At 53.3% G+C, this 13,558-nt stretch carries 9 protein-coding genes; 4 read left to right on the top strand and 5 right to left on the bottom strand.

What is annotated here, in order from left to right; genetic code table 11:
• Positions 1-175: 175 nt before the first annotated feature.
• The gene (locus VF639_RS03220) at positions 176-1,345 is read right to left on the bottom strand and encodes a zinc-dependent alcohol dehydrogenase (RefSeq protein ID WP_331144442.1); all 1,170 of its coding nucleotides are present in this window, start codon (positions 1,343-1,345) and stop codon (positions 176-178) included.
• 47 nt (positions 1,346-1,392) lie between these two features.
• Positions 1,393-2,154, bottom strand: a complete 762-nt coding sequence (locus VF639_RS03225) for an SRPBCC family protein (RefSeq protein WP_331144443.1) — start codon at positions 2,152-2,154, stop codon at positions 1,393-1,395.
• Between the two features lie 421 nt (positions 2,155-2,575).
• On the opposite strand from VF639_RS03225, the gene VF639_RS03230 reads away from it, so the two are divergent.
• The gene (locus VF639_RS03230; protein ID WP_331144444.1) at positions 2,576-4,087 is read left to right on the top strand and encodes a hypothetical protein; all 1,512 of its coding nucleotides are present in this window, start codon (positions 2,576-2,578) and stop codon (positions 4,085-4,087) included.
• Between the two features lie 320 nt (positions 4,088-4,407).
• On the opposite strand, the gene VF639_RS03235 is transcribed toward VF639_RS03230, so the two are convergent.
• Positions 4,408-5,067 (bottom strand): methyltransferase family protein, encoded by a 660-nt coding sequence (locus VF639_RS03235; protein WP_331144445.1) that lies wholly within the window; start codon positions 5,065-5,067, stop codon positions 4,408-4,410.
• 66 nt (positions 5,068-5,133) lie between these two features.
• Positions 5,134-5,880 carry a carboxy-S-adenosyl-L-methionine synthase CmoA gene (gene cmoA, locus VF639_RS03240; protein WP_331144446.1) on the bottom strand — a complete coding sequence of 249 codons (747 nt, stop codon included), beginning with the start codon at positions 5,878-5,880 and terminating at the stop codon, positions 5,134-5,136.
• Positions 5,881-6,939: 1,059 nt separating this feature from the next.
• Between cmoA and VF639_RS03245 the strand changes: the two genes are divergently transcribed.
• Positions 6,940-8,034 carry an acyltransferase family protein gene (locus VF639_RS03245; protein WP_331144447.1) on the top strand — a complete coding sequence of 365 codons (1,095 nt, stop codon included), beginning with the start codon at positions 6,940-6,942 and terminating at the stop codon, positions 8,032-8,034.
• Between the two features lie 250 nt (positions 8,035-8,284).
• Here VF639_RS03245 and VF639_RS03250 read toward each other — a convergent pair whose 3' ends face one another.
• Positions 8,285-9,943: a catalase gene (locus tag VF639_RS03250; RefSeq protein ID WP_331144448.1), complete on the bottom strand. Its 1,659-nt coding sequence runs from the start codon at positions 9,941-9,943 to the stop codon at positions 8,285-8,287.
• Positions 9,944-10,117: 174 nt separating this feature from the next.
• Here VF639_RS03250 and VF639_RS03255 point away from each other — a divergent pair, with 174 nt between their 5' ends.
• Positions 10,118-11,314, top strand: a complete 1,197-nt coding sequence (locus VF639_RS03255; RefSeq protein ID WP_331144449.1) for an MFS transporter — start codon at positions 10,118-10,120, stop codon at positions 11,312-11,314.
• 129 nt (positions 11,315-11,443) lie between these two features.
• Positions 11,444-13,474 (top strand): DUF3857 domain-containing protein, encoded by a 2,031-nt coding sequence (locus VF639_RS03260; protein WP_331144450.1) that lies wholly within the window; start codon positions 11,444-11,446, stop codon positions 13,472-13,474.
• The last annotated feature ends 84 nt before the right edge of the window (positions 13,475-13,558 follow it).

Below are 13,558 nucleotides of genomic sequence, written 5' to 3' on the forward strand. Positions count from 1 at the left end.
TACAGCCTCCAACATCGTGACGCCTGCTCGAAACGGGTCGTTCAACGACGAGACGCGAAGTGTCGCGTCTCTACACCGTTCACGAAACGGCTATAAGGCAAAACTGGATCGGACGTAGTTTGAAGAATGGTTACTGTACACTCACCGTGGCCCTGAATTCGCTCGGCGCCTTACCTCAGGGCGCAAACACCACCCGCATACATTCGTCGGTTTTGTGCTTGAACATCTGGTAGCCTTCCTGGCCGCGTTCCAGGGGCCAGCGGTGCGTGAGCAGGTAAGCGGGGTCCACGTCGCCGCGCTGCACGTGCTCCAGCAGGCGCGGAATGTACTTTTGAGCATGCATCTGGCCCATACGGAAAGTCAGCGCCTTGTTCATGGCGGCGCCCATAGGCAGCTTATCGATGTAGCCACCGTACACGCCCACAATCGACAGCGTACCACCTTTGCGGCACGCCAGAATAGCCTGGCGCAGCACATGGGGCCGGTCGGTTTCTATTTTGAGCTGCTGCTTCACGAGGTCGTAGTAATGCAGCGCGCCGGGCGTATCCGCTTCCTGACCGACGGCGTCGATGCAGTGGTCGGGGCCGCGGCCGCCGGTCATTTCCTTTAGGGCCTCCAGAATGTCTACTTCCTCGTAGTTCAGCGTTTCGGCCTTGCCTTGGATGCGAGCCATAGCAAGGCGCTCCGGAAACCGGTCGATGGCAATAACGCGGCTAGCCCCGAGCAAAAAGGCGCTCCGAATGGCCATCTGTCCAACGCCGCCCGCGCCCCACACGGCTACAATGTCGCCGGGCTGGATGTTGCACATGTCGGCGGCCATAAAGCCCGTCGGGAACCCATCGGACACAAACACCGCCGACTCGTCGGACACACCGTCGGGTATCTTGAACATGCCGTTGTCGGCAAATGGCACCCGGATGTACTCGGCGTGGCTGCCGGCGTAGCCGCCAAAGGCGTGGGAGTAGCCGAAGATGCCGCCGGGCGAGTAGCCGTAGGCTTTTTCGGCGATGCTAGCGTGGGCGTTGCCGTTGTCACAGAGCGACCAGCTGCCATGGTCGCAGAACCAGCAGCCGCCGCAGCCTACCACCGAGGCTACTACTACCCGGTCGCCGCGCTTCAGCTTTTTCACCTCAGGGCCTACTTCCACTACCTCGCCCATAAACTCGTGGCCGATAATGTCGCCCTCCCGCATACTCGGCACGTAGCCATCAATCAGGTGTAGGTCGGAGCCGCAGACTGACGACAGCACAACGCGCACGATGGCATCTTTAGGATTCAGGATTTCGGGGTCCGGTACGCGTTCCACGTTCAAGTGGTTGGTGCCTACCCAGCACAATGCTTTCATAGCGGTTTGATTTGGCTTGAGCGGAAAATAATGTGTGGCAGCAGTGGCTAACCTTTGTCGTGCCCCCGGCCCGAGGGCTGCCCCTCAATGGTGGATATTTCCCCGGTTTCCATGATTTGCTTGAAGCGGCGCATGTCCGAGCGCACCAGCTGCTTGAAAGCCGGGTTGAACAGCTTAGCCACACCCTGCCCGAGCGCCCCCACCGGCGCCCGGTAGCTAATCACCGACTGAATTTCGGTGCCCTTGTCGCCGGGCGCCTCCCGAAACGTGACCCGCCCCGCATGGTCCACCGCCGACCCCGGCAACGACTGGTAAACCAGCAGGCGGTTGGGGTACTCCGTCAGGATAATGGCATCCCAGGCCACCGTGCCTAAGCCGCCCGGAACCCGGGCTTCCCAGTGCGAGTGACGCTCATCTATCTGCTCTACCCGCTCGAGATGCTGCATGAAACGGGGCAAGTTTTCGAGCTGACGCCAGAAAGCATACACCTCTTGCACTGGCCGGTAGATGGTGAACGTCTCGGTTATTTCGATGGGGTCGAGTTGCTTGGCAACTGAGTTGCGGCCCAGCGTCTCGTTGAGCGGGCAGTAACCCGAAGCGCCCCTAAACACCAGGCTGCCGCCTACTACTGAGTAGCCTACCGTGGCCGCGGGCTTAGTACCGCGGCGCATCCCGAGGTAAAGCAGCACACCACCGGCCGCCGCCGAAAGCAGCCGCTCAGCGAAGCCAACATTAACGCGGGATGTCCCGCGGGCTGGTGTAGGCAGGGCCTTGCGGCGCCCCGCCGCAGCGGTGGGTTTTGAACTCATAAGCGCAGATGAAGTAGGTTCAGTTTGGTAGCTTACGTTCTTGTTAGCCCCTCGTCGTGGCGAAAAACACGTAATACGCCCTGCGGATAGTACCTATTTTGCGTATTCACGCCATTGAGCGTGGAAGTGGAGTTAGTGCCTGGGGAAATCCTGTGGCTTCCGTTCCGCGACGAGCACAGCGAGTATCTGGTATTGCCTGAATACTTAGCAACTCAATCTGCAGGATTTTCTCGCCACAAACTGGCAATTCGCTTAATCAGAAGCAATCGGAACCAACCACCGAAGCCAGACCGTTCTGGAAAACAACCTTTGTAAGTCTTCGCTGTAAACTACAGAGCTTCTATATAGAAGTGCAGGCATACACTCTACATTTAGTTGCGCTTCGTTACAGCTATCCGCTTCTACTCACTCTGCATTCGTCATGCTGCACACCTTTTTGCTGCCTCCTTTCGCCAACCCGATTCGCCAAGCTCAGTTTGAGGCGGTGCAAGCGGCGCTGGAAGCAGAGCCCAACGCCCCGATTTCGTTGTTGCTAGGCAACTTCGCAGTGGAGGAAGGCGGGGACGTGTACGATGCTGTACTAATACGCCCACACAGCCTGACTGTCCTGCTATTTGTGCCCGGTGGCGGGCTTTTGGATATCTCACCATCCGCTCCTGGCGTTTGGCGGCTCGATGAGCAGACGCTACGCATGCCCAACGGGGCCGCCAATCCATTCGGGCAATTTCGGCGCTTGAAAGAAGCGTTAACTAACTGGCTGGTTTCGCAGCTAGGTGCTGGCCGCATAGCGCCCGAGCTTATCACCGGGCTTGCTTTGTTTGAAGAGCCCGTCACGTTTGGCCCCGGAGTAGAGCAGTATCTGCGTACCCAGCCCGGCGCCGACAGCTTTCAGTTATTTTCTGCGGTTGATCAACTTCCACGCCGCCTCCGCCAACTGGCCCACCCCGAAATTCAGTTAACCGACGCCGAGCTGACTGGTTGGGCGCACGACTTAACCGCCGAACACCCCGAAGCGCCAGAAGCCAACGAATATGCCGACGACGATTCAACAGGCGAAGGTTTCTGGACGCAGAAAGCCCGCCAGCTCTGGCGCTGGCTTGGCGCCGAAGACGTGCCGCACGATGCGCCCTTCGGCTCGGCAGAAGCAACCGTAGCCGCCAGTAGCGAAGAAAAGCAGCACCTCGAACAGCTGCGCCAGCAGGTACGGCTCGAACTCAGCCAGCAGCGCCAGGAAATGGAAGCCCGCGAAGCCGAGCGAGAGGCCAGCATCACCAGGCTGCGTGCCCAACTAGCCCAAGCCCCAACCGCCGACACCAACGCCGCTCTGGAAACTCGACTAGCTACTGAAACCCGCGAGAAAGTAGCGCTGGAAGAAACTATCCGCACTTCTCGCGCCGAAGCAGCCGCCCGCAATCAGGAGCTAGATGCCCGCATTCAACAGCTCGGCCAACTCATCGAGCAGATGCAGGCCCGCCCGACAGCCTCTGCCCCAACCACTGCGGGCACCCCCGCCCCGCGGCCTGTGGCTCGCGTTGCGTCTACTAACCTTTTGCAGCGGCCTACTTCGCAGCTACGGCTACCGCGCGTAGCCTTGGTTGGGGCCGTTGCGGTCGGCCTCGGCGTCGGCGTTTGGGGCCTCACGAAAGTGTCTTGGGGTGATGATAAACGCGAAGAGCTGCCGCGTTATTCATCAGTGAATGAGCCTCAGCAAGACGAAACTTCAGACGAAGAAAGCTTCAACGACGAAGTCATTGATTCAACCGTCCAGGAAACTCCTACCGTCCGGGATTCCGTAACCGGTGAAGAGCAACCCAATTCTGAGGCCGTTGCCCCCGCCAACGAAACTCCTGCCGAACAAGCTCCTCAAGATTCCTTGAATTCAGAACCCGCAACGCCACCAGTCACCGACTCCATCGGCACGCCAATCGAGTAGCCAGACCCGCTACCTCGGTATCTACCGCCGGGTACCAGCAGGCTTCTTTTTGCAACTACCCGCCATCAGTGGATGAAGCGCAAACAACTGCTATCCACCTGGAAACCCGTCCGGAAGTTGCCGAAACAAGGTGGCAAGCCTTTTCGGATTGCACGCGCAATTATGCTTTCGTAGCCATAGAGGCCGAGTAAGCGTAAGGCAACGTTCTCAGGAGCCTAATTGCACGTGCATGTGTCCCTCTTCCTGCTCCTGCTCAGGCACAAAAAAAGCAACTTACTAGGCCGCTTTTTGCTGTTTATTGGGTACATCGCCTGCCCGTTTTATTCAGCAGCCCACTTACCGGATTTCTTCAGGTATTTAACCAATAAGTAAAGAAAGCTTAGTGCTCCTAGAATAACTCCGAGCAAGGTATTGCGCAGGCTTTCATTACTATTTGTGAGTTCCGGGTATTTCAGCAGCAGAATAAGCGTAATACCCACCAGCCACACAAACTGCGTGTTATACTCCTTTAAAATCCAGCGGCCAGCGCTGAAATCGTGGCTGCTGAAAGTATCGCCCAAGCCCGCCGGATTTATCAGCCAACGGTTGACACGGGTGCAATACGCATCGAATTGAGCACCAAACTTGCCCCGCAGAAAGTTTTCCTCTGCCAACACGATAGCCTGATAAATAAACAGGAACAGTGGAATAAACACCGTCATGTAAAGCAGCGAATTGCATAGCACACCTACGCCGGCCAGCATCAGAATATTACCTACATAAAGTGGATTTCGGCAGTGGTTGAACATGCCTTGCGTCACTAAGTCTTCGGCGTATACTTTTTTGTCTTTACCTCCTCGCACAATATATACTAGGCCAATTGAGGCCCCCCGAATAAGCTGCCCCGTCACGGTTATGATAAGCCCTATGGTAATAGGCCAAACGTAATAATGCGCGCCAAATACTTCGGGTTTGAAAAGAGGAGGTGAAGGAATAAACAACGCTATGTACAGAAAAATAAAAAGCGTATTTCTGTACTTGAAGAAAAAATTACCAATTGAAATCATCTATTTTTTTATTGCAACAAGGCCCGAGAAATTATACCACTTGAAGAAGACCTCGCAGGAAGCAAAACCGGCTTCTCTCAGCATATGGATGTTTTCGCTCAGTTTGTATGGAATAAGAACATTTTCTAAGGCTTCTCTTTTTTGAGAAATCTCCATTTCACTGTAATGGTTTCGGCGCTTATAGTTGTAGTAATATTTTATATAGTCTCGGTTGAAGATGCTGTCTTCCGTCAGTATTTTCTCGACTAGTATTAGTACGCCATTGGGCACCATACCTTCGATAATCGACTTCAGCAATTTCTCCCGGTGAATAGGCCGAATAAATTGTAAAGTAAGGCACAACACTACTACGGAAGCATTCTGAATATTTACCCCCTGATGCAGATCGGTTACCTGAAGTTCATAAGGCCTTACCAAACCGGCCTCTTTCAACTTAGTGTCGCATTTTTCCAGCATTTCAGCGGCGTCGTCAATACCAATAAACTTGATATCGGACGGCACCGAAGTGTCCATGCCAATCATGGTAGTGCCAGTCGAGCAGCCAAGATCGTACACGTTGGTTCCTTCCTGCGCATGATCAGCGGCTAATTCAGAAATCATCCGTTGAATTTCTCCGTAATAAGGAACAGAGCGGTTCACCATATCATCGAAGACACCGGCAACCTTGGCGCTGAATTTAAAATCAGACGCTTGCTTTATTTCTTCCTTAAATACTTCATCCGTATTTTTTTCGGAATTTTCTAGCATGGTTTTTTTATTTTGCTGAAAAAGTTGAAATGTCTTAGAGGCTATTTTTTATTATCAACTCACTAATTCTTACACCACTCAGAACGCCTACAATAAAAATATTTATCGAGTAACCTCATACGCTAAGGCGGGCAAATTTAGGCTAATTTCTGCAATGCCAAACCCATCCTTTCAATTGAAGCCGAGCTTGCCGCTACCTACTAGGGCAGCAAATGCAACCTAGCAAGCTCTGAACGAGGGGTAAAAGCAGCTTCCCAACAGTTTGCCTCCCCCTTTCTACCACCCTCTGGCCAAGTCAGAGCGCAGCAGCAGTGGTATTGTTCGCAGCATCCTACCAGAATCAGGGAAGCAATTGAGGTCGGTGAAGTAAGTACTGTGGCACTTAAACCAGTAATTCCCGTATACAGCCGGACGCCAGTAGAGGCTGCGGCACGCATTTTAGCAAAAACTACACTCTTTTGTCGCCACAGAGCCATACTTGGCGCTCTGTGCCTAATTGGTCGTCAAGTGTCCCCGAAATTATGATTTGCTTCATTGACTTGGGTTAGCTGAGGTTCAACCAATGCCGGGAGCAGCAGTAGAAAATCCTGCTCGAAGCGAGAAACTAAGTAAAGTTATGCTTCGTCTCACCGCAAAACGTTGCTATGAAAGGGTGAAATTCAAGAATCTGCAACTGCCAAGCTCAGCAATATAACCTTGGTGGTCTTCCTCTGTTACTTGTTCGAAACACCAACCAGCCGCTGAGTACGCACCTCATTTTGCCTTTTAGCGCGTGTGAAAGGAGCAGCTTAATAAAAATTTCAAAGGCTTGAATTATATCAACAGGTCTTAGTAACAGCACTGCATTTTTGTTATTAGAATAATCAAAATTTATTTATTGTATATCTGTTGCTACGCCAGAGCTTATCTAACCCTAGACGCATACCAGCAAGCTCTATCAAATAATTTCTTTATATTTTTGTACTCGCACAGTGAGTTAAGATTATTACCGCAACTCAGGCCTATACTAAAACAGTGGGAATAGTAAGAGCTGAGTTACTGTAATTAATTGGGGGCGACATGGATAAAATAACACCACGTTTAATAAGCACAAATTCAAGCTTATTTCTTGACACTTTAAGATTAGCTGCTGCACTAATAGTTGCTATCTTTCATGCGTATATTATGTGGTTTCCTGAAAAGGATAGCACTACTACGCCCTTATTTAATATTTCGCACGCGGCGGTTGTTATATTCTTCGTTTTGTCAGGTTATGTTATTGCTTACACAACCACTATCAACAACCGGGGTAGCTTACAGTACGCCCAAGCACGATTAAGCCGTCTCTACTCAGTGGTATTACCGGCATTACTTATTACCGGTCTAACGGAGCTTATCATACGCTATGCTGATACCGACTTACATGCTATGTATTCGAGAGGTGCCTCCTTGCCTCGCTACATATTGTCGGGTACATTTTTAAACGAAATATGGTTTTTTTCGGCGGCACCACCCATGAATTCGCCGCTGTGGTCGCTTAGCTATGAGTTTTGGTATTATATAATTTTTGGGGTTTGGTTTTTTCGTAGTACCGGCTGGAAATCAACTGTCTTACTGCTGCTAGCTTGCTTGATTGCCGGACCCAAAATCCTTTTGATGATGCCCATTTGGTTGGCTGGCTTCGCTGCTTATCGCCTACCTAAGCTCAACATTAGCGCCACTACCTCATGGCTCTTTGTGTTGCTGGCAGTTTGCGTAACTATAGCAACCGTAGTGTACGTTCCTATTTTTCCGCGCCCAATAGGAACCCCTCCACTTTTCTTCGCCAATCAATTTGTTACTGATTGGGTAAATGGTTTTTTCTTTGCAGTTGCGCTTTGGTTTTTACCTCTCAGCACCCGTGTAGTTCCTTCAGGAAACTTAATAACTTCATTTCGCAAAATCGCAGATCTTACATTTCCAATTTATGTTCTGCATAATCCTTTATTAATTTTATCCCGCGCTATTATGGGTTATGAGAAAAATAACCTCGCGCACATGTGGCAGAATCTTATAGTTGTATTAATAGCAGCAGCTATCATTGGTGTTTATTTAGAAAAACAACGTCCACTCTGGTCTAAGTTCTTTGGGAAGTTGCTCGGTTTAAAAACCAAACTTAAAAGCGTATATACCTAATACTGTTAGTCAATATTAGCTCTCATAAACCATTGTAATATAGCTGATGAATAAGCCACTGCGGAATTAAATTATTATGCCGTAGCCTCGCGATGAATACCGAATCAGTTATTGAAATAACAAGTTCAGCATAACGGTTTATCGTCCACTTGAAATAAGCATCACAAAAAACAGCCTTCCCCAAACCGTTACCGGTATTTGAGGAAGGCTATTTTTATATGCAGTAGTGCTGTACAGCACCGCTTAGTCTTTAATAAGGCTTGGCGTCGTGAGCCATTTCTTCGGCTTCCTGTACGGCTTCGGAAGTGGAATCAGAGCTTGTCATCTTGGCCGGATGATGTCCGCTCTTTTTAAGACCCTCGGCCACGCGACGGCCGTAGTCGGCGTCGCACTGCGTGAACAAGTCAATCATCTTGTCTTGTACCACCTCTGCGGCGCCCGATAACGCATCCACCAAGTTGTTGATGAGGTCGTCCTTTTCCCAATCCTCGTGCAAGCGCCACCGCTCGCCGGCTTGCTTGAAGTTGTTCTGGCGGTCGATGGACTGACGTACCAGATTGGCTTCGTAGCGCGGCGTGTGCTCGGTACCCGCTTTTGGGGCTTCCTTCAGGCCATTTAGGTTAGAAGGCTCGTAGTTGACGTGCGGGTTCTGGTTGGGGGCCGTATCCACGTGGTACGTCATCTGGCCATCGCGCTGGTTGGTCGACACGTGCTTTTTCGGGGCGTTGATGGGCAGTTGCAGGTAGTTGGTACCTACGCGGTAACGTTGCGTGTCCGAGTAAGAGAACGTACGACCTTGCAGCATCTTGTCGTCCGAGAAGTCGAGGCCGTCTACCAGTACGCCGGTACCGAAAGCCACCTGCTCTACTTCGGCGAAGTAGTTTTCGGGGTTGCGGTTCAGCGTCATCATCCCTACGGGCAGGTGCGGGAACTGGTCTTCGGGCCACAGCTTGGTGTCATCCAAGGGGTCGAAGTCCAACTCTTCGTGGTAGCCGTCGGGCATCAGCTGCACGCGCAGCTCCCACTGCGGGAAGTCGCCAGCCTTGATGTGCTCGAACAGATCCTGAGTAGCGTGGTTGAAGTTCTTGGCCTGAATGGCTTCGGCTTCGGGCTGCGTCAGGTTCTTTACGCCCTGCATCGGCTCCCAGTGGTACTTCACCAGGTGCGCTTCGCCGGCTTCGTTGACCCACTTGTAGGTGTTTACACCCGAGCCCTGCATCTGGCGGTAGTTGGCCGGAATGCCCCAGGGCGAAAACAAGAACGTGAGCATGTGCAGCGACTCCGGCGTGTTGCTCATGAAGTCGAAAATGCGGCCGCCGTCCTGCATGTTAGTTACCGGGTCAGGCTTGAGCGAGTGTACCATGTCCGGGAACTTGAGGGCATCCCGGATAAAGAACACCTTCAGGTTGTTGCCTACCAGGTCCCAGTTGCCGTCTTCGGTGTAAAACTTCACGGCAAAGCCCCGCGGGTCGCGTAGCGTTTCGGGCGAGTGCCCACCGTGAATTACCGACGAGAAGCGCACGAACACGGGCGTTTCCTTGCCTTTCTGCTGGAACAGCTTGGCGCGGGTGTAGCGGGCAATAGGCTCGTCACCAACTTTGCCGTAGGCTTCGAATACGCCGTGTGCACCAGCGCCACGGGCGTGCACCACCCGCTCCGGAATCCGTTCCCGGTCGAAGTGGCTGATTTTCTCGAGCAGATGGTAGTTTTCCAGCGTAACCGGGCCACGGTTACCTACTGTGCGCGAGTTTTGGTTGTTGGTGACCGGATGCCCCTGACGGGTGGTTAGCGTCTGTGCACCTTCGCCATCAGTAGTTCGCTTATCGTGCGAAGTACCGGCCCCGGTGACAGCCGTGCCCGTACCCGAAAGGGCATCGGAAGCACCATTCTGATTCTTGTCCTGGTCCATGAAAAAAGCGTTTTTAAAAGTTAACTAGAAACAATCCTGATAGAGAATACAAACTCTTTACCAGGCTTAGAGTTTGCGATTTTCGCCATAAAATTTCAGTTATCACACTGCAAATGGCGTTTTTCTTTCCTTGGTGGGCCACTACAACTCACGGCGGTGGTACCTTTGCACTTCATGCCTTCTACCGCTACTGCCACTCGTACGTATACTATCGGCTTCTGGCTGATGTGTTTATCGTCGTTTCTGTTTTTTGCCAGCTTCAACATGCTGTTGCCGGAGCTGCCAGCCCACCTGACGCGGCTCGGCGGCGGCGAATACAAGGGTTACATTATTGCGCTCTTCACCCTCACAGCCGGCCTTTCGCGGCCGTTTAGCGGTAAGCTGGCCGACACGGTGGGGCGGATTCCGGTGATGGTATTCGGGTCGCTGGTGTGTTTTGTATGTGGCTTTTTTTACCCGTGGGCGGCCACTGTATCGGGGTTTCTGCTGCTGCGACTACTCCACGGCTTCAGCACGGGCTTCAAGCCTACCGCCACGGCTGCTTTTATCGGCGATATTATTCCGCTGGCCAAGCGCGGCGAGGCCATGGGCCTGCTCGGGGTGGCCGGGTCGTTGGGCATGGCGGCTGGTCCGGCCCTAGGCAGCCGACTGACAGCGGCCACTTCGCTCAACACGCTTTTCTACTTTTCGTCGGGGTTGGCACTTTTAAGCTTGCTGGTGCAGGGCACCCTGACGGAAACGCTGCCTTTGGCCCAGCGTCAGCGTTTCAGCTGGAAGCTACTTCGCCTGAAATGGAACGAGCTGCTGGAGCCCCTCGTGTTTCGGCCGGCCGTTGCGACGCTGCTGTGCTTGTTTCCTTACGGCGCCATTCTGACGGTGGTACCCGACCAAAGCACGGCCCTAGGTTTAAAAGCGGCCGACAAAGGGCTGTTCTATACTTGCTTCACGTTGGCCTCGTTGGCAATACGGCTGCTGGCCGGCCGAGCCTCCGATAAGTACGGCCGCCTGCCGGTGTTGCGGGTTTCCACAATTATACTGGCTGTAGCGCTCGGGGTGCTTACGCTGGCCACTCACTCCATACCGCTATTCCTGGGTGGCGCTGTGTTATTTGGGCTATCTACGGGGCTCAACTCGCCCGCTCTCTACGCCTGGACCATTGACCTGAGCCACCCCGAGCGGCGGGGCCGTGGGGTAGCCACCATGTACATTGCTCTCGAAGCAGGTATCGGCTTAGGTGCCTTGCTCGCCGGCTGGATATTCTCTAACCAGATCGAGCGTCTGCCCTACGTGCACGGCCTGAGCCTGGCCGTGACGCTTACCGCCGTGGTATACCTGTTATTCGGAGTGAAAAAGCAGGCAGTAGTATCGTAAGAAAATAATAATAAGAGGATTATATATACTATTTGGTAGCTAGTTCGTTTTCTTGCACCTTTAGATTAGCTAACCTTCCTCTTATCACTTACAGGGCGATAGAATTGCAATTTTCGCCTGCTCTACTCCATGCTGCTATCCTTTACTCGCCATTTGCAGGCTTTACTTGCCTGCTTGTTACTGACGGGGCCATTAACGGCACAAAAAATTATTAATCCGCCTATCAAGTTTGGCAATGTGGCACCTGCCGACTTCGCTAATCAGCCCGTGGCTACTGACACGGCGGCGGTAGAGGCCGAGTTCTTGTGCGACTTCGGCACTAGCAAGATCATAGGCTCACAAAACCATTTTCAAGTGGTATTCGAGCGAACGGCCCGGCTGCGCATCAACCGCAAATCCGGCTACGACTGGGCCACGGTGCAGGTGCCATTGTACACCAAGGACGGTAGCGCCGAACGCCTTTCCAACCTCAAAGGCTGCACCTACAACCTTCAGGATGGCCGCGTAGCGCAAACCAAACTTAACGCCGAGCCGCTGTTCAAGGAAAAAGTCGACAAAAACCACTTGCAGGTATCGTTTACCATGCCCGATGTGCGGGAGAACTCCATCGTAGAATTCTCTTACACCATCACCTCCGACTTTATATTCAACCTCCAGGACTGGCAGTTCGAGCACAGCATTCCGGTGCGCTGGAGCGAGTACCGCGCCACCATCCCGCAGTTCTACCGCTACAAATCCGTCACCCGCGGCTACTTACCCTTTGCGGTGCAGGAAACCATTACGGTTCCCTACAGCACCAACTACAACATGTCGGCGGAAACCGGCCTTGGCCCTAGCAAGGACGCCCACATTTCGGGGCAGGCTTTGCAGCTGCGGTGGGTTATGAAGAACGTGCCCGCCTTCCGGTCGGAACCCTTCATGACCACTCCGCATGACTACATGCGCAGCGTGCATTTCGAACTAGCGGGCAGCGACTTTACGGGCACCGACTACCATGACTTAACCGGCAAGTGGGAAACCCTCTGGAAAACGCTCCGCGAAGACGAAGAATTCGGCAAGGCCCTAACCTCTCCGGCGCCACTGGCGGCCCAAGCGAAAGCCCTGCAAGTTAAATATCCAGATCCTACGGCCCGGGCCGCGGCCGTGCTAGCCTTGGTGCAACGGAGCGTGCAATACAACGGCCAGCCGCGAATATTTTTGTCGCAGCCCTTGCGTCGGACGTTTGAGAAGCACTTAGGCAACGCCGCCGACGTGAACCTGCTGCTAGTGCAAACCTTACGCGAAGCCGGTTTGCAGGCAACTCCCCTCCTGCTTAGCACCCGCGACCATGGACAGGTACAAACCACTATGCCGGTTATTTCGCAGTTTAATTACGTGGCGGCGCACCTCGCACTACCCAACCAACCCGACGTGCTGCTAGATGCCACCGAGCCTCAGCTACCGCTTGGTTTCCTACCCGAGCGCTGCCTCAATGGCCAGGGCTGCCTCGCTGACACCGAGGGCCGGTGGCTACCATTGAAACCCACTGCCAACCACGTTCAATACCGTACTGCCAAACTGCATCTTAGTCCGCAGGGCTTGCTGGAAGGCAGCGTTAAGCTCGAATACGGTGGCTACGCCGGCCTAGAAGCTCGTCGTCAAATCCGGGAAAGCTCGACGGGCGACTACTTAGGACGCATCAGTCACCGCTGGAACGATTGGCAGCCGACCGCCTTAAAGCTGGTTGCGCTCGACTCAGTGCGCAAACCCTTAGCCGTAGAACTGAATCTTTCTCTCCCGAATGACAACCCTGATGCCGCTCTGTTTTATCTGCCGCTACTTAAGGCAGTAGATCTGGCGCCTCATCCTTTTCAGTCGGAAAACCGCGTCTACCCCGTGAACCTGGGCATGCCGCACGAGTACACGAGCCTCGTGACGCTGACGCTGCCCCCCAATTTCACGGTGCAGGAACTGCCGGCTAACCTGATGCTGGCGTTGCCCAATGGGGGCGGGCGGTTTAGCTACCAAGCCAGCTTGGTTACTCCAGAAACCATCCAGATTTCCACCCGGCTTCAGCTCTCGAAGTCGGACTACAGCCCCGAGGAATACGCCGGACTGCGTGAAATTCACCAGCGGGCCGCGTCTAAGTATGCCGAAATGCTGGTAGTGCGCCGGAAGTGAAAATCGAATACGCAATAGTATATGGGTACTGAAGCCGTTTAGGAAGTCAGCTAAACCCTCTAGACCGTCCTGCTTGATCTGGCG

It is taken from the genome of Hymenobacter sp. (assembly GCF_036387835.1).
Lineage (GTDB): Bacteria > Bacteroidota > Bacteroidia > Cytophagales > Hymenobacteraceae > Hymenobacter.

Bases quoted from the DNA above. Each gene is read 5' to 3' on its own strand.
- VF639_RS03220 (WP_331144442.1), bottom strand. From the start codon at position 1,345: ATGAAAGCATTGTGCTGGGTAGGCACCAACCACTTGAACGTGGAACGC.
- VF639_RS03225 (WP_331144443.1), bottom strand. From the start codon at position 2,154: ATGAGTTCAAAACCCACCGCTGCGGCGGGGCGCCGCAAGGCCCTGCCT.
- VF639_RS03230 (WP_331144444.1), top strand. From the start codon at position 2,576: ATGCTGCACACCTTTTTGCTGCCTCCTTTCGCCAACCCGATTCGCCAA.
- cmoA (WP_331144446.1), bottom strand. From the start codon at position 5,880: ATGCTAGAAAATTCCGAAAAAAATACGGATGAAGTATTTAAGGAAGAA.
- VF639_RS03245 (WP_331144447.1), top strand. From the start codon at position 6,940: ATGGATAAAATAACACCACGTTTAATAAGCACAAATTCAAGCTTATTT.
- VF639_RS03250 (WP_331144448.1), bottom strand. From the start codon at position 9,943: ATGGACCAGGACAAGAATCAGAATGGTGCTTCCGATGCCCTTTCGGGT.
- VF639_RS03255 (WP_331144449.1), top strand. From the start codon at position 10,118: ATGCCTTCTACCGCTACTGCCACTCGTACGTATACTATCGGCTTCTGG.
- VF639_RS03260 (WP_331144450.1), top strand. From the start codon at position 11,444: ATGCTGCTATCCTTTACTCGCCATTTGCAGGCTTTACTTGCCTGCTTG.